Genomic DNA, 24,502 nt, shown 5'->3' with positions numbered 1-24,502 from the left:
CGTAGTGGGGTGGTTGGAGGCAAAGATCATGCGTTGAAAATTGACCGTGGTCAATGATAGAAGCACTGGCAGATCGATATGATACGGCCACTTGAATTGATGTATGAAAGATACATGCCTGAGGGTAACTCTAAAAGCTCGTGAGCCGGTTTTTAGAGACGCCTTGCAAGCACGAATGTAATACACGGTATTACTCAGGTACTGGGCAGGATGAGGAAAAGCATGTTCATCGCCAATACGTTTGCGTAGCGGTTTGAAGGGCATGCGGAATTTCCAGAGATCGGCATGTGGATAGTTCCAGATGCATACGCCCAGGCTACCAAGGTTCAACCCATGCGCAATATTTTATTAGCTCAACATGGCGCGGGCGGGCATCTGTCTGTTTGCGCTTCTGGTCCAAGATAGGAGTAGTGAATGAGTAAGGCATTAAGCGGCTATCGCATTCTTGATTTCACGCACGTGCAATCGGGTCCGACATGTACCCAATTGCTGGCGTGGTTCGGTGCAGATGTCATCAAGGTGGAACGTGCAGGCGAAGGTGATGCCACGCGTGGTCAATTGCGTGACATCCCGGAAGCAGACAGTCTCTACTTCACGATGCTCAACCATAACAAGCGTTCGATCACGCTCGACACTAAAAACCCGAAAGGGAAGCAAGTGCTCGAAACATTGATCAAGGAATGTGATGTCCTGGTAGAGAATTTCGCGCCTGGTGCACTCGACCGTATGGGTTTTACCTGGGAACGTATTAACGAACTCAATCCAAAAATGATCGTTGCGTCAGTCAAGGGTTTTGGCCCTGGCCCATACGAGCATTGCAAAGTGTATGAAAACGTCGCGCAATGCGCCGGCGGCTCTGCCTCGACTACAGGTTTCGATGATGGCCCACCAATGGTCACCGGTGCGCAAATCGGCGACAGCGGTACCGGCTTGCACCTCGCACTGGGTATTCTCGCAGCATTGCTGCAACGTCAGACAAGTGGTCGTGGCCAAAAAGTTTTGGCGCCTATGCAAGATGCCGTGTTGAATCTGTGCCGCGTCAAGCTGCGCGATCAGCAGCGTCTGGAACGCACCGGCGTCATGAAGGAATACCCGCAATATCCGGATACTCCATTTGGCGATTCCGTGCCACGCGCCGGCAATGCATCGGGTGGTGGTCAGCCTGGTTCTATCCTGAAATGCAAAGGCTGGGAAACAGATCCAAACGCCTACATCTATTTCGTCAATCAGGGTGCCGTCTGGGATTCAGTCTGCAAGGTAATTGGCAAAGAGGAGTGGCTTGCTGATCCGTCGTTTGCAACGCCTGCATTGCGTGTGAATCATATGAAGACAATCTTCGCAGCTGTCGAGGAATGGACCAAGACCAAAACCAAGTTTGAGGCAATGGACATCCTCAACAAGTTCGACATCCCTTGCGGTCCGATCTTGTCGATGAAGGAAATCGCTGAAGAGCCATCCTTGCGTGAAACCGGCACGATCGTCGAAGTTGATCATCCTGTACGCGGCAAATATCTGACGGTTGGTAATCCGATCAAGCTGTCGGATAGTCCAACCGATGTGACGCGTTCGCCGTTGCTGGGCGAGCATACTGAAGAAGTGCTTGGCCAGCTTGGCTATAGCGCGGAACAGATTGCCGACTTGCGTCAAGATGGTGTGATCTCCTAAATAAAGCACAGACCATAGTCGTCCTGCTATACAAAGCCTCTACCCGAATGGGTGGAGGCTTTTTTATTTGGGTGAATGAATGTCGGGTGCATCAAAAAGTGGAGTGCCTGGTTAATTGGAGCGAGAACATATGCTTGAAAATATATGTTTAATTCAGCTGGTGGGGATGTAGTGCTTGAATAGGCACTCTAAGCATTTTGAGATAGCATTGCTAACTGGCATTAACAAGCAATTCAAATGAGAATGATTCTTTTTACTGCGCAAATAAAGGCAGAAGAGGGATTTTCTTATTGTTTTTAATAGCCGAATACGCATATGTACTCTAGATCATGTGGAAAATTGATCTCGGTCAATGCTTAGGGTGGGGGCGCCTCGATAAGATACGCGCACCTGAAGGAACCTAGGTTATGCAAAAAAAAGCATATATGTAGATTTCTGAGGAGATGGCCGATGAGCAGGCGATGGGGACAAGTACTACCGGCAGCATTGTTGATAGCGAGTGTTTTGCAAGTGGCTTATGCCGAAGATGGCGTTACGGATAACACCATCCTGATAGGCCAAACCATCGGTCTGACCGGCACAGTGGCCGGCACGGTCAAGGAAATGAATGAGGGCGCGCATGCGTATATCGCTGCCGTCAACAAGCAAGGCGGTGTAAATGGCCGCAAGATTGAAATACGTACGCTGGACGATCAGTATTTGCCGGAAAAGTCGCGCGCTAATGCCAAGGCGCTGATAGAGAAGGACAAGGTTTTCGCATTGTTTCAAAGTCGCGGTACACCGCACACCATTGCGATCCTGCCTCAACTGGCGAGCAGTAACGTGCCGCTGATTGCGCCGAGTACGGGAGCGGAAAGTTTGCATACGCCGGTTAATCGCTGGGTATTCAATGTACGGGCGAAGTATCAGGATGAAGTAGTCAAGGCGGTTGAGCATTTCAAAACGCTTGGATTTAAAAACATTGGTTTGCTGACGTACGAAAAGGATGATGCGCTCGGGCTCGATGGGCTCAATGGTTTTAACAAGGGTATGGCGGAATACAAATTGACGCCTGCTTTTATTGAAATCTTTCCGCGTTTGAAACCGAACGTGAATGAGGTCGCACTCAAGTTGGTAAAGGCAACACCGGACGCACTGATCATCGTGAGTTCGGGCGCGAATACGGTGGATGTGATCAAGGCGATTCGCGCGCATGGCGGCAGAATGCAAATCATGACGCTGTCGAATAACTCGTCACAGGATTTCATCAAGGATCTGGGGCCTGATGCGGCTGGCGTGATTTTGTCGCAAGTGACACCGCCGCCGAATCTTGCGTCGAATGGTTTGGGTAAAGAATTCCAGCTTGCGGCGAAAGCCACAGGTGCAACGATTTCTTACGCCGCAATGGAAGGATATTTGTCGGCGAAAGTCATGGTTGAAGGTTTGCGCCGTGCAGGTCGCAATCTGACGCGCGACGGTTTTATGCGCGGATTGGAAACCATGCAGAGGGTTGATATGGGTGGCTTGTCGCTCAGTTATAGCGAGAAGGATCACACCGGCAGCAATTTTGTCGAATTGACTCTGATAGGAAAAGATGGACGATATATACGCTGAAAATACGTTGAAATCGTCTGTTGTTGGTAGATATTGGTAATGAGCTGGATGGATGTTGGAATGAGGCGATCGCAAAGACGGAAAAGTCTTTGCGATCTGTAAGTCGTACAAGGCGCACGTTGATAAAACCCGGATAACGGTCCGGTGTTTGTAAGTTGATTAGGAACTATCATGAACCACAAAGTTATCCCAATTGCAGTGCAGGAAGTTGTAAATACGAAAGAGCGTAAACGCCAGGCGCCTAAAGGTCGTCGGGTTGATCCGGTTGCGCTGGAAGAAGTGCGTGCGCTCTTGGGCGATGAATCGCGTCAAGCCGATTTGCTGATTGAACATCTGCACAAAATTCAGGATAAATTTGGTCATTTGGCTTCCAGTCATCTGGCTGCGCTGGCGCAGGAAATGCGTCTGGCACAAACTGAAGTTTATGAAGTTGCGAGCTTCTACCACCACTTTGATATCGTTAAAGAAGGTGATACAGCGCCGCAGGCATTGACCGTTCGCGTGTGCGACGGCTTGTCTTGCGAAATGGCTGGCGCACGCGATCTGCTGGCCAAGCTGCCAAAAATTCTGGGCAAGGAAGTGCGTGTGATCGCAGCACCTTGCGTCGGTCGTTGCGAACAGGCACCGGTCGCGGTGGTTGGCCAAAATCCGATCATTCATGCAACAGCCGAGGCAGTGGAAACAGCTGTTGGTAATAACCAGATTACTCAGCCGGTAGGCGAAATTGTTGATTTTGTGGAATACAACAAAGTTGGTGGCTACGAGCTGTTGAAAAAATGCATTTCCGGTGAGCGCGATGTCGAATCCGTCATCAAAACGATGGAAGATTCCGGTCTTCGCGGTCTGGGTGGTGCAGGCTTCCCATCCGGTCGCAAATGGCGCATCGTGCGTGGCGAAAAAGGGCCACGTCTGATGGCTGTGAACATCGATGAAGGCGAGCCAGGTACATTCAAGGATCGCGTCTATCTGGAAAAAGATCCGCACCGTTTCCTCGAAGGCATGCTGATCGCTGCATGGGCCGTCGATATCCAAACAATCTATATCTATCTGCGCGATGAATACCACGGTTGCCGCACGATGCTGGAAGCGGAATTGGCGAAACTGAAAGCCAATCCGCCTATCGCCAACATGCCGGAAATTTTCCTGCGTCGCGGCGCTGGCGCTTACATCTGCGGTGAAGAATCCGCGATGATCGAATCGATCGAAGGCAAACGCGGCATGCCGCGTCTGCGTCCACCTTACGTGGCGCAAGTTGGTTTGTTCGGCCGTCCTACGCTGGAGCACAACTTTGAAACCCTGTACTGGGTACGCGACATTCTGGAAAAAGGCGGCGAGTGGTTCACATCGCATGGCCGTAATGGTCGCAAAGGTTTGCGTTCCTACTCGGTCTCCGGTCGCGTGAAAAATCCTGGCGTCAAACTGGCACCGGCCGGTATCACGATTCAGGAGTTGATCGATGAGCATTGCGGCGGCATGCTGGATGGCCAGAAGTTCTACGGCTATCTGCCAGGCGGCGCATCGGGTGGCATCTTGCCTGCCACGATGAATGACATTCCGCTTGATTTCGATACCTTGCAACCATACGGCTGCTTTATCGGTTCGGCTGCGGTCATCGTTCTGTCGGATAAAGATACTGCGGTACAAGCGGCACGCAACATGATGGACTTCTTCAAACATGAATCCTGCGGTCAGTGCACACCATGCCGTGTCGGTACTGCAAAAGCAGCAGAATTGATCAAGAAACCGAAGTGGGATGTTGGTTTACTGGAAGATCTGTCATTGGTTATGCGCGATTCGTCGATCTGCGGTTTGGGTCAGGCTGCGCCTAACCCTATCGACTGTGTCGTCAAGTACTTCCCGCATGAGTTGGCTTAAGCACGTAGCCCCGGATTAAGGTGAAAAGATAATGAACGCAATTACCCGAAGCGAAATGGCACAACTCGAAGTGCCGACAGTAACGTTTGAATTGAATGGCCGCGAAGTAACCGGCCGTGCAACCGATACGCTGTTGACCATCGCCAAGCGCGAAGGCATCGAGATTCCGCATCTTTGCTACAAAGAAGGCATGGACACAGCCGGCAACTGCCGTGCGTGCGTCGTCGAAATCAATGGCGAACGCGTCCTGGCTCCTTCTTGCTGTCGCAATCCGACCAACGGTATGAAAGTGAATACCGAAAGCGAACGCGCAGTGAAATCGCAAAAACTGGTGTTGGAGCTGTTGCAGTCCGACATGCCGGAAGCCGACTATACGCGCCACAATGAAGTGGACGAATGGGCTGCGAAAATGGAAGTCGGCAAGCCACGTTTTGAAGCACGTGCAAAAGTCGCTCCTGATTTCTCGCACCCTGCGATGACGGTCAATCTCGACGCATGTATTCAATGTACGCGTTGCGTACGTGCTTGCCGCGACGAGCAAGAGAACGACGTGATCGGCCTGGCATTCCGCGGCGATCACGCGAAGATCGTGTTCGATATGGACGATCCTATGGGTGCCTCGACTTGCGTCGCTTGCGGCGAATGCGTACAGGCTTGCCCAACCGGTGCGCTGATGCCGGCTCGCGATGTAGCGATGAATGTCCCTGACAAGCAAGTTGATTCCGTTTGCCCATATTGCGGCGTCGGTTGCCAACTGACTTACAACATCAAAGACAACAAGATTCTTTACGTTGAAGGTCGCGATGGTCCTGCCAACCGCGAGCGTCTGTGTGTCAAAGGTCGTTACGGTTTCGATTATGCAAACCATCCACATCGCCTGACCAAGCCTTTGATCCGTCGTGCTGACGCGCCTAAACGCGGCGACTTCATCATGGATCCGGATCGCGTGATGGAAGTATTCCGCGAAGCGACATGGGAAGAAGCGCTGGAAGTGGCCGGCGGCAAGTTCGCCAAAATCCGCGATACGTACGGTAAAAAGTCGCTGGCCGGTTTCGGCTCGGCAAAAGGCAGCAACGAAGAAGCCTACCTGTTCCAGAAATTGGTACGTACCGGTTTCGGTAGCAACAACGTCGATCACTGCACACGCTTGTGCCACGCATCGTCAGTTGTCGCACTGCTGGAAGGTATTGGTTCCGGCGCAGTGTCGAATCCAGTGATGGACGTCACCAAGGCAGAAGTCGTCATCATCATCGGCGCCAACCCAACCGTGAACCATCCGGTTGCTGCAACCTGGATCAAGAATGCAGTCAGCAACGGCACCAAGCTGATCGTTTGCGATCCACGTCGCACAGACATGTCGCGTATCGCGCATCGCTTCATGCAATTCAAGGCTGATACCGACGTTGCCATGTTGAACGCGATGATGAACGTGATCGTCACCGAAGGTCTGGTCGATAAAGAATTTATCGAAAGCCGCACCATCGGTTACGAAGAGTTGCGCAAGAACGTTGAAGGCTACACGCCTGAACTGATGGCGCCTATCTGCGGTATCGATGCAGAAACGCTGCGTTATGTTGCACGTCTGTACGCAACATCAAAAGCATCGATGATTCTGTGGGGTATGGGCGTATCGCAACATATTCACGGTACCGATAATGCGCGTTGCCTGATCGCCTTGTCTCTGATGACAGGTCAAATCGGTCGCCCTGGTACCGGCTTGCATCCATTGCGTGGTCAAAACAACGTGCAAGGTGCTTCCGATGCGGGCTTGATCCCGATGGTATATCCGGATTACCAAAGCGTTAGCGATCCTAAGATCCGTGCCAACTTTGCAAAAGCATGGAATATGTCGGTAGATTTGCTGGATCCGGAACCAGGTCTGACTGTGGTCGAGATCATGCACGCCATCACCGACGGCAAAATCCGCGGTCTGTATGTGCAGGGTGAAAATCCGGCAATGTCCGATCCGGATGCCAACCACGCACGTGAAGCCTTGGCCGCTTTGGATCATCTGGTTGTGCAGGATATCTTCCTGACCGAAACCGCTTATCTGGCGGATGTCATCTTGCCGGCTAGCGCCTTCCCGGAAAAAACCGGTACCTTCACGAATACTGACCGTACCGTGCAAATGGGTCGTCAGGCATTGAACCCGCCAGGCGAAGCCAAGCAGGATCTGTGGATCATCCAGCAAATGGCAAATCGTCTTGGTTGCGACTGGCACTACAAGCATGTGTCCGAAGTATTCGACGAAATGCGTCACACCATGCCTAGCATCGCTGGTATCACATGGGAGCGTCTGGAGCGTGAAGATTCCGTGACCTATCCATGTGAAAAAGAAGGCGATCCAGGTGAGCCAGTCGTGTTCGTGGACAGCTTCCCGCGTGAATCCGGTCGTGCGCGTTTCGTACCTGCGGATATCATTCCTGCAGCGGAACGTCCGGATACCGAATATCCGATGGTCTTGATTACAGGTCGCCAACTCGAACACTGGCACACCGGCAGTATGACTCGCCGTGCAACCGTGCTGGATTCGATTGAACCGGATCCAATCGCGTTGATTCATCCACTCGACTTGGCAAACATGGGTGGCAAGCCGGGCGACATCATCACGCTGGAATCGCGTCGCGGTCAGGTTTCGTTGTATGCACGTGCGGACGATAGTTCGCCACGTGGCGCGGTATTCGTACCGTTCTGCTACTACGAAGCGGCAATTAACCGTTTGACGAATGCTGCGCTTGATCCGTTCGGCAAGATTCCAGAGTTTAAATACTGTGCGATCCGTATCCACCTTGGTGGTGCGGCACCGGTACAAACCAGCTACGGTGGTGGTCAAGCCCTGGAAAACCTGACGAATAGTCTGGCGCTCAACTAAGGTAGTTTTGCCTGATAGGCAGTTGTAAATGTGAACCGGCATCTGCTCTTGCAGCAGGTGCCGGTTTTTATTTGGCTGGCTGATATGAAATAGGACGGCTTGCTGTATATGTGAAACCTTGTGATGTCATAATCCTGATATCGCTTTTTATTCACTGCGGGGAACAATAGCCCGTTTGCAGTGTATTTTTTCACTTTCATTGTTCTGCTTATGAATGTTCGTCCGGTTTTATCCCATGCAATCCGCAAGCTGACGCATGACGTTGAGGTCATGGATGAGCGCGGCCGCATATCGATGATTTCGATTCCGGCTGAACAGCCATTGACCATCTATGTAGACAAGCGTGAGCTGGTGACCTTGATGACTCTGGGTGGCGCGCCTGAAGCTTTGACGCTGGGTTATTTGCGCAATCAGCGCTTCATCAGAAATATCGAAGATATCCTGTCGGTACAGGTCGATTGGGATGTTGATGCGGCCGCAGTGGTCACGCGTAACGGCATAGATGATTTTGCCGAACGCACGGCAAAGCGCACCATCACGACAGGTGGCGGTGAGGGCACGGTGTTTGGCGGTTTGATGGATGAAGTCGATTCGATATCCCTGCCGTCCGATGCACGCCTGAAGCAATCGATCTTGTACAAAGTTATAGACACCATCCGTACGCATCGTTCGGTGTACAAGCAGGCAGGCTCAGTGCACGGTTGCGCATTGTTTTCGGCCACCGGCGAATTGATTCATTTTGTCGAGGATGTCGGTCGCCACAATGCAGTCGATACGATCGCCGGCAAGATGTGGTTCGATGGGATGGGTGGTGAAGACAAGATCTTTTATACCACCGGCCGTTTGACTTCCGAAATGGTGATGAAAGGCGCGCAGATGGGCATACCGTTTTTGCTGTCTCGTTCGGGCGCTACACAAATGGGACACATGGTGGCAGAACGTTTAAACATGTCGCTGATCGCACGTTGCAGTGGAAAGCATTTTCTGTTGCTGAGCGGCGTCGATCGCATCATCTTTGATGAGGTGGCGGCGCTGGAAGCGACACCGTAAATTCAGCCGAATGTAGTTGTCAGGCAGTGTGCCGATCCGGGCACGCCGGCATTGACGCGTGGCCGGACATCTTGTGTGACGCCATGCCGGTGAAAGCAAAATCGACTTCCGGCTGATGGCCGGAAACGATGTCTGCAATGGCGCGTCCCGAACCGCAACCCATGGTCCAGCCCAATGAACCATGTCCGGTATTCAGGAATAGATTGCTGAACTTTGTCTTGCCGATGTAAGGCACGTTGGAGGGCGTCAATGGGCGCAAGCCAGCCCAATATGCCGGTTGTTCATAGTCGCATGCGTCCGGAAACAATTCGCGGGTGCGGCGCGTAATTGCCGCGCAGCGTGTGGCATTCAATTCCCTTGTATAACCGTTGAATTCGCAAGTGCCTGCGACGCGCAACTTGTCGCCCAGGCGCGATAACACCAGTTTGTAACCGTCATCAATCAGCGATACGGTAGGCGCCAGATCGGCATTCAAAAGCGGGTAGGTAGCCGAATAGCCTTTGCCCGGATAGATCATCAGTTTGATGCCGAGCGGCTGCAATAGCGCTACGGAAAAACTGCCCAGCGCCATCACGAATGCATCGGCATGCAGCGTCTGATGACGACCTTCTGCATCAATGACTTCTACCCCTGTCACACGTGCTGCAGCGCCGCTGCCTTCAGTGATCAGGCGAGTTACCGTCGTGTTGAATTGGAAGTGCACGCCGCGTTCCTGTGCCTTGCGCGCCAGCCCGGTGGTGAATTTATAGATGTCGCCGGATTCGTCGGATTCAGTGAAATCTGCACCGACGATCTGTGGACGGATGTGCGCCAATGCCGGCTCCAGTTTGACGGCCTCGTCGGCTGTCATCGGCGTGCGCGGGCAACCCAGGTCGCGCATCACGGCGGCGGATGCCAGGGATTCGTCAAAGTCCTTTTGATTGGTATAAAAGTGCAGGATGCCGCGTGTGAGGCAGTTGTAGTCTATGTCGACTTCGCTGCGCACAGCCTGCAAGGTTTGGCGGCTATATTCGGCGATGGCAACAATCTGGTGAATGTTGCGTACGGTGCGTGCGGGGATGCATTCGCGCAAAAAATTCATGCCCCATTTCCATTGCAGCCATTCGGCACGGAAGCGATACAGCAAAGGCGCGTCTTCCTTGCCCAGCGATTTGAGAATTGTCATCGGGGCGGTTTTATTTGCCCACGGTGTGGCGTGCGATACCGATATCTGGCAACCGTTGGCGAAGCTGGTTTCCTGCGCCGCGCCGGGTTGACGATCAATGACGGTGACCTCGTGCCCAGCCTTGTTCAGGAACCATGCCGATGCCGTACCGATAATGCCCGAACCCAAAACGATGACTTTCATGACGCGATCAATCCCGAGATATTTCGTGAGGTGCCTGCGGGCCAGCGTCGCAGATGCAGCCGGCTTGCCGTATGCAGCCGTAAGCTAAAACAATACCGTGTTCGCCGGGACATTGCCTATGACGACTGTCAAGAATCGCGATAAAGCGTTGAAATTCATTCTTTCATGCCGGTTTTTATTGCGAAATATGTGTCGTTGATGCGGCCAATATCATTATCTATAGGTAATGATCCTCATTAAATACTTTAACTATACCTAATCATTTTTAGCCTTTACGATGTGCCCGTAGTCTGCAAATTGAAGTGCGGACTGGTTTCCGCAGTGACGTGCACATACCGAAGGAGAAGTGCAATGCTCGAATTTGAACAATGTCCGATAGGCAATGCAGTTGAATGCCATCTGGCTGCTTACAACGCAGCGTTTTACGAACTCGGCCTGAGCTGGCACTGGGATAGCGATGTTTTCCATGCGCTGCAAAGCCTGCCGTGCGAACGCGATCGCATCAAGACCTACATGGAAACGCATCAAGCGCATTTGCTGAAAGTGTATGACGCAGATTTCCTGATCGACGCGATTCAAAGCACCAAGGCGCGCTGTTTTGAAACGATGACCGACAATGGCGCCAAGAAGGCCGCGACCGTCAACTGGGCTGAATTTCAACGCGCAGAAGTAGGCGTTTGACCATTATTGGTTCATGATTTTCTGAATAAAAAAGCCGCCCGGGATTCGGAGCGGCTTTTTTTATTCCGGCTAGTGTTTAGTATCTGTCAGGAACGTCGACCAAACATCATCTGCTCTGCCAGTAATTTTTTCGCAGGCTTGATACCATCGACCAGCCCCAATGAAAATCCCAGCAGGGCTTGCGAGATTCCACCTGCAGATGTCGCTGCGAAAATCCTTGCCATGATGTCGGTCAACTGTATGGTTGCATTGCGATCAGCCAGGCGACTGGCTGAAAATTCCTGCAACGCTGTCGGCCCCGCCTGCCTTGCCAGCAGTTTTGCCAGCACGGTGGCATCCCGCAAGCCTAGATTGAGACCCTGACCGGCAACCGGATGCAGCGTCTGTGCAGCGTTGCCGATCGCAACAATTCTTGCCGATGCGTTGGCGTGTGCGTTCAGACCCAGCGGAAAAGTATTGCGTTGTGTGGTCGCGGTAAAGCGTCCCAGACGCGTGCCGAATGCAGTGCCCAGTTCTTCCATAAATTGCGCGTCGCTCAATGCAAGCAAGCGTTGAGCAGTATCCGCTCTTACACACCACACTAATGCATAACCATCGTCCTGGGGCAGGAGCGCCAGTGGACCTTCATTCGTAAAGCGCTCGAAGGCACGATGCGGAATCGCTACGCTGACGTTGACATGCGCGACGATGGCCGTTTGTCCGTAATCGCGGTGTGTGGCTTTTTTTGTTTGCTCGGTAAAGATGCCGCCTTCGGCTTGCACAACGATGTTGGCGGTGATAGCTTCGCGATCAGCAAATGTGAGTGTGACGGCATCATCGTTTTCAGTCAGAGCGCTGACGCTTGCCGGACGGAGCAGGGAAATGCCGAGCGTGGATACCTGCGCATTCAAGGCCGTGACGATGGCACCGTAGCGCGTGACGTAACCGAGCGCCGGCAAATCGTATTCTTCGCGCTCTATCATCGTGCGGCCGAAATGGCCGCGTCGCGAAACGTGGATCTGATTGATTTGCGTTGCTGCAATCGGCCATGCATGCATCGTTTCAAATATCTGCCTGCTGCCATAAGACAATGCGATCGAGCGTGGATCGCGCGAGGTTTGCTCTATGGTTTTTGCATCGATCAATGCGAGTCGCTCAGGCGCAATTCCGTGCCTGACCAGCAAGGCGGCAAGCGTCAGCCCTACCGGGCCTGCACCGCAAATGGCGATATCGAAATCGGTTTGCATATTGCTAGTCGTGCTTCATCAGGGCTTCGATATCGGCTACGGTTTTTGGTGCGGCCGCGCTCAGGATATGGCAGCCGTCAGCGGTGACCACTGCATCGTCTTCAATGCGGATGCCGATATTCCAGTATTGTTCGGGCACGCCTTCTGCCGGCCGTACATAGATGCCCGGTTCAACGGTCAGTACCATGCCGGCCTGCAGCGTGCGCCATGGTTTCTCTGCACCGTTTACGGCAGCATCACGATATTCGCCGACATCGTGTACATCCATGCCCAGCCAGTGGCCGGTGCGGTGCATATAGAACTGATTGTAGGCGCGATGCTCAATGACGTCGCTTAGTGAGCCGACCTTGTTCTTATCGAGCAGACCGGTATCGAGCATGCCTTGCGCGAGCACTTTGACAGCGGCATCGTGGCCATCCATGAAGCGTTTTCCCGGACGCGTTTCTGCGATCGCCGCATATTGCGATGCCAGCACGATTTCATACAGTTCTTTTTGCGGACCCGAGAATTTTCCATTGACCGGAAATGCGCGCGTGATATCCGAAGCATAGCTATCGAGTTCACACCCGGCATCGATGAGAACGAGATCGCCATCTTTCAATTCGACGTCGCTGGCACGGTAGTGCAATACGCAGGCATTTGCACCGGTGGCGACGATGGAACCGTAAGCCGGAAACTGCGAACCGTTATTGCGGAATTCGTGCAGGATTTCCGCTTCCAGATGATATTCGCGCAACCCTGGACGCGCGATGCGCATCGCACGCCTATGCGCGGCGGCAGCGATGTCGGCCGAGCGTTGCATGATGTCGATTTCGCCAGCGTCCTTGGTCAGGCGCATTTCATCCAGCAATACATGTACATCGTAGGCGGCAGTCGGCGGCGTGACACCGGCGCGTGCCTGTGTACGCACGTTTTGCAGCCAGCGCTGGACTTGTGCATCGAGCTTGCTGTCGCTGCCGAGTGCATAAAACAGTGCCGGCGCATTGGCCATCAGTCTGGGCAATTCGGTGTCGATCGCTTCTATCGGATAAGCGGCATCAAAACCGAAAGTGCTGCGCGCGATTTCGGGACCGTAGCGAAAGCCATCCCAGATTTCGCGCTCCATATTTTTTTCGCGGCAGAACAGGATAGCCTGATTTTTTTCGCCGGCGACCAGCACGATGACTGCTTCCGGTTCGGTGAAGCCGGACAGATAGTAAAAGTAGCTGTCGTGTCGATACGGGTAGTCCGCATCGCGGTTGCGCATGACTTCCGGTGCGGTCGGGATGATGGCGATGCCACCGCCTTTGGCCTGCATTTGCGCCATCAGTGATGCGCGTCGATCGGCATACGTTTTCATTTTAATTTCCTGTCAAAGGTGCGTTCAGTTCGGCCAATCTTTCTGCCGTGCCGACATCGGTCCAGTCACCGCGATACAGTTCGCCGCCGACCTGGCCGCGTGCTGCATATTCGCGCAACAGCGGCGCCAGCTTGGCGGATTCGCCGGCGATGATCGAATCGAACATCGATGGCCGGTATACGCCGATGCCGGAAAAAGTAAACCTGGGTTCACCCTCGTTGGCGATGGAAAAACTGTGCAGTGCAAAATCGCCTTGCGGATGGTGCAGCGGATTTTTCACCAGATACAGCCATGCAACATCGCGTTGATCGAGCGGATACGGATTGCCCCATACGTCGTTGTCTTCCAGCACGCCTGTGGTCTGCTTGAAGTCAAAGTGGGGACAATAGATATCCGCTGCAAGGGCCAGAAACGGCTCGTCGCCCAAAAGATGGCGTGCTTTTGCGATGCCACCTGCGGTTTCCAGCGCTTCACCTTCAGCCGAATAAACGATGCTGGCGCCGAATTGCTCGCCGTTGCCGAGCGCTTCTTCTATCATGCTGCCGAGGTGTGCATGGTTGATCACGATATCCTTAATGCCGGCGCGCACCAGGTTCAGAATATGCCAGACGATCAGCGGGCGTCCGCGCACCTTCAACAAGGGCTTGGGGCAGGTATCGGTCAGCGGACGCATTCTTTCACCGCGTCCGGCAGCGAAAATCATCGCTTTCATTATTGTCGCAATCGTTGTTTGGATAAATAAATGTCGTGGGCTGTGTTGCGGTTCAGCCGATGCAAGTGCGCCGCCGGTATTGCAGCTGGCGTACAGCGCCGCTTAAAACGTATAGCCGACTTGCGGCGCCTTGTCTTCCAGCTCGTCGAGCAGCTTCACCAGCGGTGCCAATTCCTTGTAGCGATGTGCGGCCTTGCGCGTATATTCCATCACCAGCGGCATATCCTTCAGGTAGGCATCCTTGCCATCGCGGTGGTAAAGGCGCGCAAAAATGCCGAGCACTTTCAGATGGCGCTGCAAGCCCATGTACTCGAAATCGCGGTAGAAGGAATCGATGTCTGGATTGACCGGCAGACCGGCACGCTTGGCGCGTTCCCAGTAGCGAATTGCCCAGTCGAGCACGATTTCCTCGTCCCACTGGATATAGGCGTCGCGTAGCAATGAGGCAAGATCGTAGGTGATCGGACCGTACACCGCATCCTGAAAGTCGAGTATGCCGGGATTGCCCTTCTGCAGCACCATCAGATTGCGCGAATGGTAATCGCGATGCACATAGACTTGCGCTTGCGCCAGATTATTGGCGAGCAGGGCATCGAATACCTGATTTAGTGTTGCCGTCTGCTTCTCGGTCATGGTCAGGCCGAGATGCTTGCCGATATACCATTCGGGAAAGAGCATCAATTCGCGCAGCAGCAGCGCACGGTCGTATTCGGGGAGTGCGGCTGGCGTGCTGTGCAGCTGGATTTGCACCAGCGCATTGATCGCATCCATGTACAGCGTGTGTGCATTGTCCGGATTTAACAATTGCAGGTACGTGGTCGATCCCAGATCCGACAATAATAAAAAGCCTTGTGTTATATCCTGTGCCAGAATGCCAGGCACGGAGACGCCGCTGGCGCCGAATACATCGGCGACATGAATGAAAGGGCGGACATCTTCATGCGGCGGTGGGGCGTCCATGACGATGTAACTGGAGCTGTCGGCGCCGTCGATGCGGAAATAGCGCCGGAAGCTGGCATCGGATGAGGCCGGCCTGAGTGTTGCAGTCCGCAGCGCGGGGGCGGGCAGGGAGGAAAGCCATTTTTTCAATTCACTCAGACGCAGGTCGTCAGAGGAGTCAGATGCAGTGTGTAAAGACATGAAGCGAGCCTAGGTAATCCGGTTTATGGGCGGGGAGTTCCCATATAATAAGGGATTAAATTCAAAAAAACGCCAGAGATGGTACTCAAAACTTTATTTTCATGACCTGGCTTTTCTCATTCCGTTCTTCTCAACGTTTCGCCACTACGCTGACTGCCGTGGTGGCGGCGGTTTCGGCATCGACGTTTGCTTCTGCCCAGACCGCTGTCAAACCGGCGAAGGTCAAAGATCCGGAAGCGGAAACGCGCGTCAGCTCGGAGCAGATGACCGGACGCCCGGATCGGGAAATCATTCTGGAGCGCGACGTTGAAATCATACGCGGCGAAACCACGCTCAATGCGGATCATGCAACGTACTGGATAGCAGAAGATGAAGTTGAGGCGAGCGGTAATGTGCGGATGAATCGCTTTGGCGATCGCTATACCGGCGACAAGATGCGTTTCAAGATGGATGAGGGAAAGGGTTATGTTACCAACCCAACCTACCATATGCAGGGGAACAATGCGCAAGGCCAGGCCGAACGTATCGATTTCGAGGCGGAAGACAGGGCGCTGATTACCCAGGGTACCTATAGCACCTGTGAAGGCCCGGACCCCGACTGGTACTTGAAGTCGAACACCATGCACCTGGATACCGGCAAGGATGTCGGTACTGCAGGCACGACCATGATCTATTTCAAGGGCGTACCGATACTCGGCACGCCGTATATGTCTTTCCCGCTGTCGGACGCGCGCAAGTCGGGCATGCTGGTGCCGACCATGGGCACCACCAGCACCGGTGGTTTTGAAGTGATGGTGCCGTATTATTTCAATATTGCGCCGAACCGCGATTTGACCTTGTTTCCGAAATATATTGCGCGCCGTGGTTTCCAATTGGGTGCAGAGGCGCGCTATCTGGATCGCGATTATGCAGGTGAAACCAAGATTGAGTTTTTGCCCAATGATACGCAGACCAAAACGAATCGTTATTCGATTGCCTCTACGCATGCTCAGAGGCTGAGCCCGCAAGCCTCCTTCGGCTGGAACGTCAAGGCTGCGTCGGACGACGATTATGCGATCGATTTTTCACGCAATCTGGCCACCAGTACCGAACGCCTGTTATTGCGCGATTTGTACTTCAACTATGCGGAGGATTTCTGGAGTGCGACGGCGCGTGCATCCAACTACCAGGTTTTGCAAGATGTGCTGGCGCCGATTACGCGTCCTTACGATCGTCTGCCGCAACTGACGCTGCAGGCTGGGCGGCAGGACGTCAACGGTTTTGACTGGGCAACGACTGTCGAAGCAACACGTTTCTGGCACCCCGACCTGGTACGCGGTGAACGTTATGTAGTCAATCCCAGTCTGTCATACCCTATCGTACGCCCCAGCTATTTTGTGACACCGAAAGTTTCCCTGAACGCTGCCAGCTATAGCGTGCAGGATCCGCTGACGAGAGCTAATTCCAGCTATAACCGCACCTTGCCTACCTTTTCGCTGGATAGCGGACTGATCTTCGAGCGCGAGACTAATATTTTCGGCGAAGCGGCGACGCAAACGCTGGAGCCACGGCTGTTTTACGTGAAGACGCCTTATCGCAATCAGGCCAATCCGGTTTTCGACTCTGCAGAAGCAGATCTGAGTTTTGCACAAATTTTCAGTGAAAACCGTTTTATCGGCAACGATCGCATCAGCGATGCGAACCAGCTGACGACTGCGCTGGTTTCACGCTATATAGAATCAAGCGGCGCGGAACGCTTGCGCGTGGCGCTTGCTCAACGTTTTTATTTTGAAGATCAAAGAGTAACGCTGCCGGGAGTGGTGCCGCAAGGCGATAACAAATCCGATATCCTCGCTTCCGGTACACTCAGAATTTCAAATGCCTTGAGTACGGAAGGCAATCTGCAATACAGCTCTACCCAGAAAACCGTCAGCCGCGGTAATGCGAGTGTGAGCTGGCGACCGGAACCGAAGAAAGTATTGAATCTGGCTTACCGCGTTGATGTACCGAATGCCTTGCGCCAGGTCGACGTATCCGGTCAATGGCCGCTAGGTGATCGCTGGTACGGCGTTGGTCGGATGAACTATTCATTATCAAACGATTACGCAAACCGGCCAGGTTATAAACAAATAAATGTACCACCCAAGCAGGGCTTGTCCGAAGGCTTGCTCGGTCTGGAATACAAGGCTGACTGCTGGATCTTCCGCGTCGTCGCGCAACGCATTCCGACAGCAACAGGAAAATCCACGACTTCGCTCTTTTTCCAGCTGGAATTAAGCGGCCTGACCAAGCTGGGCTCCGATCCGATGGAAGCACTGCGCACGAGTATTCCTGGCTATCAAGCCATCAATAAACCTTCCAATATCAACTATTAAGCTGGTACGTAAACTCATGGTTAATTTTTATCCTGTCTCCACTATTCGCAAGCTCACGCGGGCTGGCAAGCATGCCTTGATTTTGCTGGGACTGATGAGCGGTTTGGTGACGAGCGTCACGGCGCAAAACATGACGCCGGCTAACGCAGCGCCGTCTAGCGTACAGCCGCGTCTGGCGGATGCCATTCTGGTAGTGGTAAATAATGAAGTGATTACGCGCTATGAATTCATCGAGCGTCTCAAGGTGATTGAAAATCGTCTGAAAGGCCAGGGCGGGCAAATGCCGCCGATGGAACAATTGCAGCGTCAATTACTGGAACGCATGATCGTTGAGCGGGCACAATTGCAGCAAGCCAAGGAGTCCGGCATCAAGGTGGATGACGCCATGCTGGATCGTGCCATAGCCCGCATAGCAGACCAGAATCAATTGACGATGCCTGAGTTCCGCAAACGTCTGGAACAGGATGGCATGGTCTACTCCCAGTTTCGCAATGAGATTCGCAACGAGATGATCTTGCAGCGTTTGCGTGAGCGTGAAGTCGATAACAAGATACAGGTATCGGATGCGGAAGTGGATGCCTATATGGCCGAACATAGCGGCTCCAATGCGAATGCTCCGCAAGAGTTGAACCTGGGACAAATCCTGATTCGTGTGCCGGAAAACGCCACGCCGCAGCAACTGGCCGAGAGCAGGAAACGCGCGGAAGAAGTGCTTGCACAATTGAACGCGGGCGGTGATTTTGCCAAATTGGCTGCGGCCTATTCGGATGGAACGGATGGCCTGACAGGCGGAGATCTGGGTTGGCGTACACAGGATAGATTGCCGCAGTTATTTGTCGATGCGACCGCCAATCTGCAACAGGGACAGATTGCGCCATTGGTCAAAAGCGGCAACGGTTTCCATATCCTGAAGGTGCTGGGAAAACGCACGCAGAGCGTATTGCGTGCAGCATCAGGCGCCAATCCGGCAGCGGCCAATACCGTCAAGCAAACACATGCCAGCCATATCCTGATCAAGGTGAATCAGGTTGTCTCGGCTGCCGATGCACGTCGCAAATTGACCGAACTGAAACAGCGTCTCGACAACAAGGCCGCTACTTTTGAAGAGTTGGCACGCCTGTATTCCAACGATTTCTCGGCCTCCAAAGGCGGCGATCTTGGCTGGATTTATCCTGGTGATACGGTGCCGGAATTCGAGCGCGCAATGGATGCCTTACCGGTCGGTGAAGTGAGCGAGCCGATTGAATCGCCATTCGGCTATCATTTGATTCTTGTGAAGGAACGCAAGAGCGACGATGTATCGCAAGAGCGCCAGCGTCTGGTAGTGCGACAAACACTACGCGCACAAAAAGTGGAAGAAGCGACGCAGGACTGGTTGCGTCAGCTGCGCGATCGCGCCTATGTTGAATATCGGCTGGAAGAAAGATAATGTCCTCCATACTGCGCGGGTGCCGTGAGTAAGCGCCCGACCATTGCGATTACCTGCGGCGAACCGGCCGGCATCGGCCCGGAAATTTCCATTCGCGCCGCATGGGAGTTGCGCGCCGATGTAAAAAGCATATTGATAGGCGATGCCGCCTTTCTGGCTATGATCGCTAACGCCATCAATCCGGATATTCATTTATCTGCACTGTCCTTGCAGGCGGTGCGCAATAGCGGCCTGCCCGCATTTCCACGCGACCAGATTACCGTCATCGATTGCCCGCTGGCTGCACATGTCGTGCCTGGCAGGCTGGATGCGCAAAACGGTCGTTACGTATTGCAAACGCTGGATATCGCAATCGATGGCGCGATGCAGAACTGGTTCGATGCGATCGTGACTGCGCCGCTGCAGAAAAGCACGATCAACGATGCCGGTGTTCCGTTCACCGGCCATACCGAATACCTGGCCGATAAAACCGGCACTTCACAAGTGGTGATGATGCTGGCAACGAATGCGACGCCGCAGCCTTTGCGAGTGGCTTTGGCAACGACGCATCTGGCCTTGAAAGATGTTGCGGCAGCGATTACGTTTGAAAGCCTATCCGGCATCATCGATATTCTGCATGCAGATTTACAGAAAAAATTCGGCATCGCCAAACCGCGCATACTGGTTACCGGCTTGAATCCGCATGCCGGCGAAGGCGGTTATCTGGGACGTGAAGAAATCGATGTGATTACGCCTGTATTGCAGGCGGCACAAGCCAAAGGCTACGATGTGCACGGTCCGTATCCGGCCGATACGCTGTTCCAGCAGAAGCTGCTGGCAGATGCCGACTGCGTACTCGCGATGTATCACGACCAGGGTTTGCCGGTATTGAAATACGCCAGCTTCGGTCTGGGTGTCAATATCACACTGGGCTTGCCCATCATCCGCACTTCGGTCGATCACGGCACGGCGCTCGATCTGGCTGCGGCCGGTCTCGGCCAGGCCGATCATGGCAGCATGCTGGAAGCAATACGTGTTGCCGCCCAAATGGCCGCTGCAGCCAAAGTGGCTGCCTAGACTGTCGAATAAATAACCCGCTGATTTATTTCGGCCAGAACCGCATATCCATGAAACATATCCCCCGTAAACGCTTCGGCCAGAATTTCCTGACGGACGATGGCGTCCTGCACAACATCATTCGCGCGATCGATCCGCAACCGCAGGATACGATGGTGGAAATCGGCCCTGGTCTCGCTGCCATGACACGGCTGTTGCTGGAGGGAGTGAACCAGATGCATGTGGTGGAACTGGATCGTGATCTGGTTGAACGTTTGAAAAAAACCTTTGATCCAAAAAAACTGATCATCCATTCTGCAGACGCATTGCAATTCGATTTTTCGACAATTCCGGTTCCTGCCGGCAGCAAATTGCGCGTAGTCGGCAATCTGCCGTACAACATTTCCAGCCCTTTGCTGTTTCATCTGGCAGAGATGGCGCCGCACGTGCAGGACCAGCATTTTATGCTGCAAAAGGAAGTCGTGGAGCGCATGGTGGCGGAGCCGGGCAGCAAAGCCTACGGCCGCCTGTCGGTGATGCTGCAATGGCGTTATCACATGGAGTTGATGTTCGTTGTGCCGCCGACCGCATTCGATCCGCCACCGCGCGTGGAGTCCGCGATTGTGCGCATGATCCCCTTACCGAATCCCTTGCATTGCGATCAGGAGAAGCTGGAACAAGTCGTGTTGAAGGCATTTTCGCAACGCCGCAAAGTCATACGTAATTGCCTGGCAGGGATGTTTGTCGAAAGTGATTTGATCGAAGTCGGCATCGATCCGCAAATGCGCCCGGAAACCATTCCACTCGCGCAATACGTCGCGCTTGCCAATCGCCTGTAAGCAAATTGGCTGCAGCGTATCGTCGGCAGGAAATACGCGATCGGCATAAAATAGGCGCTTCATTCAATTCGTATTGCGGAGATCTCCATGCGCATTCTTCACACCATGCTTCGCGTCGGCGATTTGCAGCGGTCCATCGATTTTTACACCAGGGTACTGGGCATGAAAGTGCTGCGTACCAAGGAAAATACCGAGTACAAATACACGCTGGCCTTTCTCGGATATGGCAGCAATCCCGATCATGCCGAACTGGAGCTGACATATAACCACGGCACCGATCATTACGATATGGGTACGGCTTACGGGCACATCGCCATTTCGGTCGATGACGCATACAAGGCGTGCGCGGATGTGAAAGCGGCCGGTGGCAATGTGACGCGCGAGGCAGGGCCGGTCATGGGTGGCAACTCGGTGATTGCCTTCGTGACCGATCCTGACGGTTACAAGATCGAGTTCATCGAACGCAAAGATGATGAGCGTCCGGAAGAGTCTGGTCGCCATGTATAGTTTGGTTGGAAATTACAACTGACAGTGCAAGTTTGAAGCGGTGCCGTCAGCCGGCATCGTTCAAAAGATGGGCAGCGTCTCCGGCGCGTGATCGCGCAAGGCTTTTTTCGCTGCCGCAAATTCCGGAAAGACAGATTGTACGGTGGCCCAGAACTGCGGGCTGTGATTCATCTCGCGCAAATGCGAGAGCTCATGCGCAATCACATAATCGATCAACGGCAAGGCGAAATGAATCAGGCGCCAGTTCAGGCGTATCTTGCCATCCGCTGTGCATGAACCCCATTGCGTCATGGCTGACGACAGTGCGAAAGACTGATAACTGACGCCGAGTTTTTCCGCATAGACCGGCAGACGTTCGGCAAAAATACGTTTGGCCTCCAGTTGCAACCAGCCTTGTACGCGATCCTTCAACTGCTGCTCGGCAGCATCCGATGGCAGACAGACCGTCAATTCTTTCGTGGCCGGATCGTACAGAATGCCGGCGGCCTGCGTGGCAAGAATGCGCAGCGTGATGTCATGGCCCAGATAGGGCAACGTGCCGCCGTCGCGCCATTCCATTTGCGGTTGCAGACGACGCGCAGAACGTTCGCGCCGTTCATTGAGCTTGGTAAAAATCCAGCGCTGTTTTTCGATGATGGCATTTTCAATTTCCGTCAGCGTCACCCATTTCGGCGCCGTGATGCGCAAGCCGTCGTCGTCGATCATGAATCCGATCGAGCGGCGCTTGGAGCGCACCAGCGTGTAGTCCAGCGCATGTTCGGCGACTTGCACGCGGCGTTTGCCGGTTGGTATGGGGGCGGGCGTTTCGGTTTTCGGCGCCGGTGTATTGGGCAGCAGTGAGCCAGGTGAGTGCTTGGGAGCTGGATGATCGATCCGCGGTTGCGACGAAAAATCGGACGAAAAGAAGTCTAGCTGCAGCGCAAGCTGTTGCGGATCGGGCGATGTATGACGAAGCAGCTTCAAGGATAGGTGCGCCGTTTATTATTGGTTTTTCGATGCTGTTGCAGGATAGGCATCTGGTGAGATGACCCGCATTTCAGATTCTATCCAATTTTCGACCTGCTGCATCAGTTCCACTGCAGTTAATCCTTCCGGCGATATCGGTTTGCCGATGGACACGGTCACCAGTCCCGGTTTCTTGATGAATGAATTTTTCGGCCAGCACTCGCCCGGATTCAAGGCGATAGGCACGACGACGGTATTGGTTTCGACCGCCAGTCGCGCACCACCGCCTTTATAACGGCCGGTTTGTCCGACCGGAATGCGCGTACCTTCCGGGAACATGATGATCCACTGACCATCTGCCAGACGTTTTCTACCTTGCGTGATGACTTGCGCAAATGCGTCCTTGCCGCTGTTGCGATCGATGGGAATCATGCGCAGCAATCCGAGCGCCCAGCCGAAGAAAGGCACGTAGAGCAATTCTTTCTTGAATACGAATACCAGCGGGCGTGTCATTTTGCACAGCAGGAAAATCGTTTCCCATGCCGATTGATGTTTGGAGAGCAGGATCACGGGTTGATCCGGCAGATTTTCATAGCCCTTGATTTGATAGCGGATGCCGCACAGGACTTTTGCCAGCCAGATGATGAAGACGTTCCAGCGCGAGGTGATGAAGTAGCGTTTGTTGTAAGGCAGTGGCGCTGCCAGAAAGCAGACCGGTGCCCAGATCAGGGTAACGACCAGCATCACCAGCGCAAACAGCAGGGAACGCAAAAACAGAATGGCTTGTGACATTAAAACTCCAGATAGATATGCGGTGCGATGGTCTAGACGGCGTGACCGAGTACAGGTGTTTTCAGTAAGTGATCGACGACGGCTGCAAGATTGGCGTGGCTCGTCGTTCCCGGCGGCAAACCGCCTTTTTCCCGCGTTTTTTCGCCTTTACCGGTGAGTACCAGGTAAGGCGTGCAACCAGCCACGAAACCGGCTTGCAGGTCGCGCAGTGAATCGCCGACCATAGGCACGCCCTTGAGATTGATTTCAAAGCGCTTGGCAATGGCATGCAGCATGCCGGGCTGCGGTTTGCGACAGTCGCAGCCATCGTCGGCTGCATGCGGGCAAAAGAATACGGCGTCGATTTCCGCACCTACCGATAGCGCTGCCGCATGCATTTTCTGATGAATGGCATTGAGCGCCATGATATTGAACATGCCGCGTGCGATGCCGGATTGATTGGTGGCGACGACCACGCGATAGTCGGCCTGATTCAGGCGCGCAATCGCTTCCAGCGAGCCCGGAATCGGAATCCATTCATGCGGTGCCTTGATGAAGGTATCCGAGTCGTGATTGATGACGCCATCGCGATCAAGAATTATCAGTTTCATCGGATCAGCTCCAGAAAATTGCATGATGCCAGTGTGCCTTGATTCGAGTGCGGCTTAGGCAGCCAGCTTGGAAATATCGGCGACCTGATTCATCGCATGGTGCAAGGTGGCCAGCAAGCCCAGCCGGTTGTTGCGCAATGCTGCATCATCGGCATTCACCATCACGCTTTCAAAGAATGCATCGACCGGTGTTTTCAATGCCGCCAATGCCTGCAGGGATGCCGCATAGTCGCCACGCGCAAATGCTGCATCGGCTTGCGGCTTGACCGCCACCAGCGTTTGATTCAAGGCGATTTCTGCCGCTTCCTTCAGTAGTGCGGAATCGACTTTCGCGGTTACTTCGCCATCGACCTTTTTCAGGATATTGCCGACGCGCTTGTTGGCGGCGGCCAGGGCTGGCGCTTCCGGCAGAGCGGCGAAGGTGCGTACTGCGGCCAGGCGGCTGGCGACATCAGCCAGTTTTTGCGGTTGCAAGGCAAGCACGGCATCGATCTCTTGCGCGCTATAGCC

20 protein-coding genes are annotated in these 24,502 nt (G+C 53.7%); 11 read left to right on the top strand and 9 right to left on the bottom strand.

Annotated features, from left to right (window positions below):
- The first annotated feature begins 414 nt into the window (after window positions 1-414).
- The 5 genes from frc to ABWP27_RS03000 all read left to right on the top strand — a co-directional run bounded on the left by frc (window position 415) and on the right by ABWP27_RS03000 (window position 9,055).
- Entirely contained in the window at window positions 415-1,665 is a 1,251-nt protein-coding gene (gene frc, locus ABWP27_RS03020; protein ID WP_353153257.1) for a formyl-CoA transferase, read from the top strand.
- Between the two features lie 450 nt (window positions 1,666-2,115).
- Window positions 2,116-3,258 carry an ABC transporter substrate-binding protein gene (locus ABWP27_RS03015; protein ID WP_353153255.1) on the top strand — a complete coding sequence of 381 codons (1,143 nt, stop codon included), beginning with the start codon at window positions 2,116-2,118 and terminating at the stop codon, window positions 3,256-3,258.
- Window positions 3,259-3,429: 171 nt separating this feature from the next.
- Window positions 3,430-5,133 (top strand): NADH-ubiquinone oxidoreductase-F iron-sulfur binding region domain-containing protein, encoded by a 1,704-nt coding sequence (locus tag ABWP27_RS03010; protein WP_353153253.1) that lies wholly within the window; start codon window positions 3,430-3,432, stop codon window positions 5,131-5,133.
- Window positions 5,134-5,164: 31 nt separating this feature from the next.
- Window positions 5,165-8,005, top strand: a complete 2,841-nt coding sequence (gene fdhF, locus ABWP27_RS03005) for a formate dehydrogenase subunit alpha (protein WP_353153251.1) — start codon at window positions 5,165-5,167, stop codon at window positions 8,003-8,005.
- 210 nt (window positions 8,006-8,215) lie between these two features.
- Window positions 8,216-9,055: a formate dehydrogenase accessory sulfurtransferase FdhD gene (locus ABWP27_RS03000; RefSeq protein WP_353153249.1), complete on the top strand. Its 840-nt coding sequence runs from the start codon at window positions 8,216-8,218 to the stop codon at window positions 9,053-9,055.
- A 19-nt stretch (window positions 9,056-9,074) separates the two neighbouring features.
- Here ABWP27_RS03000 and ABWP27_RS02995 read toward each other — a convergent pair whose 3' ends face one another.
- Entirely contained in the window at window positions 9,075-10,403 is a 1,329-nt protein-coding gene (locus ABWP27_RS02995) for a D-amino acid dehydrogenase (protein ID WP_353153247.1), read from the bottom strand.
- A 351-nt stretch (window positions 10,404-10,754) separates the two neighbouring features.
- On the opposite strand from ABWP27_RS02995, the gene ABWP27_RS02990 reads away from it, so the two are divergent.
- The gene (locus ABWP27_RS02990; protein WP_353153245.1) at window positions 10,755-11,084 is read left to right on the top strand and encodes an HAD family hydrolase; all 330 of its coding nucleotides are present in this window, start codon (window positions 10,755-10,757) and stop codon (window positions 11,082-11,084) included.
- Between the two features lie 86 nt (window positions 11,085-11,170).
- Here ABWP27_RS02990 and ABWP27_RS02985 read toward each other — a convergent pair whose 3' ends face one another.
- From ABWP27_RS02985 to ABWP27_RS02970, 4 genes are all read right to left on the bottom strand, one after another.
- Window positions 11,171-12,310 carry a UbiH/UbiF/VisC/COQ6 family ubiquinone biosynthesis hydroxylase gene (locus ABWP27_RS02985; RefSeq protein ID WP_353153243.1) on the bottom strand — a complete coding sequence of 380 codons (1,140 nt, stop codon included), beginning with the start codon at window positions 12,308-12,310 and terminating at the stop codon, window positions 11,171-11,173.
- Window positions 12,311-12,314: 4 nt separating this feature from the next.
- Window positions 12,315-13,649 (bottom strand): aminopeptidase P N-terminal domain-containing protein, encoded by a 1,335-nt coding sequence (locus tag ABWP27_RS02980; RefSeq protein WP_353153241.1) that lies wholly within the window; start codon window positions 13,647-13,649, stop codon window positions 12,315-12,317.
- 1 nt (window position 13,650) lies between these two features.
- The gene (gene murU, locus ABWP27_RS02975; protein WP_353153239.1) at window positions 13,651-14,361 is read right to left on the bottom strand and encodes an N-acetylmuramate alpha-1-phosphate uridylyltransferase MurU; all 711 of its coding nucleotides are present in this window, start codon (window positions 14,359-14,361) and stop codon (window positions 13,651-13,653) included.
- Window positions 14,362-14,463: 102 nt separating this feature from the next.
- A complete protein-coding gene (locus ABWP27_RS02970; RefSeq protein WP_353153237.1) occupies window positions 14,464-15,501 on the bottom strand; it encodes an aminoglycoside phosphotransferase family protein in 1,038 nt (345 codons plus the stop codon).
- A gap of 101 nt (window positions 15,502-15,602) precedes the next feature.
- Here ABWP27_RS02970 and ABWP27_RS02965 point away from each other — a divergent pair, with 101 nt between their 5' ends.
- The 5 genes from ABWP27_RS02965 to gloA all read left to right on the top strand — a co-directional run bounded on the left by ABWP27_RS02965 (window position 15,603) and on the right by gloA (window position 21,665).
- Window positions 15,603-17,855, top strand: a complete 2,253-nt coding sequence (locus ABWP27_RS02965; RefSeq protein ID WP_353153235.1) for an LPS-assembly protein LptD — start codon at window positions 15,603-15,605, stop codon at window positions 17,853-17,855.
- Window positions 17,856-17,871: 16 nt separating this feature from the next.
- A complete protein-coding gene (locus ABWP27_RS02960; protein WP_353153233.1) occupies window positions 17,872-19,284 on the top strand; it encodes a peptidylprolyl isomerase in 1,413 nt (470 codons plus the stop codon).
- Between the two features lie 24 nt (window positions 19,285-19,308).
- Window positions 19,309-20,340, top strand: coding sequence for a 4-hydroxythreonine-4-phosphate dehydrogenase PdxA (gene pdxA / locus ABWP27_RS02955; protein ID WP_353153231.1), 1,032 nt, complete (start codon window positions 19,309-19,311; stop codon window positions 20,338-20,340).
- A 50-nt stretch (window positions 20,341-20,390) separates the two neighbouring features.
- Window positions 20,391-21,158 carry a 16S rRNA (adenine(1518)-N(6)/adenine(1519)-N(6))-dimethyltransferase RsmA gene (gene rsmA, locus ABWP27_RS02950; protein WP_353153229.1) on the top strand — a complete coding sequence of 256 codons (768 nt, stop codon included), beginning with the start codon at window positions 20,391-20,393 and terminating at the stop codon, window positions 21,156-21,158.
- A gap of 87 nt (window positions 21,159-21,245) precedes the next feature.
- On the top strand, window positions 21,246-21,665 hold the full coding sequence (gene gloA / locus ABWP27_RS02945) for a lactoylglutathione lyase (RefSeq protein WP_353153227.1): 420 nt from the start codon (window positions 21,246-21,248) through the stop codon (window positions 21,663-21,665).
- 60 nt (window positions 21,666-21,725) lie between these two features.
- Here gloA and ABWP27_RS02940 read toward each other — a convergent pair whose 3' ends face one another.
- From ABWP27_RS02940 to ABWP27_RS02925, 4 genes are all read right to left on the bottom strand, one after another.
- Window positions 21,726-22,628 (bottom strand): M48 family metallopeptidase, encoded by a 903-nt coding sequence (locus ABWP27_RS02940; RefSeq protein WP_353153225.1) that lies wholly within the window; start codon window positions 22,626-22,628, stop codon window positions 21,726-21,728.
- An 18-nt stretch (window positions 22,629-22,646) separates the two neighbouring features.
- Window positions 22,647-23,402, bottom strand: coding sequence for a lysophospholipid acyltransferase family protein (locus ABWP27_RS02935; protein ID WP_353153223.1), 756 nt, complete (start codon window positions 23,400-23,402; stop codon window positions 22,647-22,649).
- A gap of 32 nt (window positions 23,403-23,434) precedes the next feature.
- Window positions 23,435-23,992 carry a D-glycero-beta-D-manno-heptose 1,7-bisphosphate 7-phosphatase gene (gene gmhB / locus ABWP27_RS02930; RefSeq protein WP_353153221.1) on the bottom strand — a complete coding sequence of 186 codons (558 nt, stop codon included), beginning with the start codon at window positions 23,990-23,992 and terminating at the stop codon, window positions 23,435-23,437.
- 54 nt (window positions 23,993-24,046) lie between these two features.
- A partial coding sequence (locus ABWP27_RS02925) for a DALR anticodon-binding domain-containing protein (protein ID WP_353153219.1) occupies window positions 24,047-24,502 on the bottom strand: 456 nt, incomplete at its 5' end.

It is taken from the genome of Herminiimonas fonticola, from assembly GCF_040395855.1.
GTDB lineage: Bacteria > Pseudomonadota > Gammaproteobacteria > Burkholderiales > Burkholderiaceae_D > Oxalicibacterium > Oxalicibacterium fonticola_A.
The sequence above is the reverse complement of the archived record's forward strand: the minus strand, read 5'-3'. Positions and strand labels throughout refer to the sequence as shown.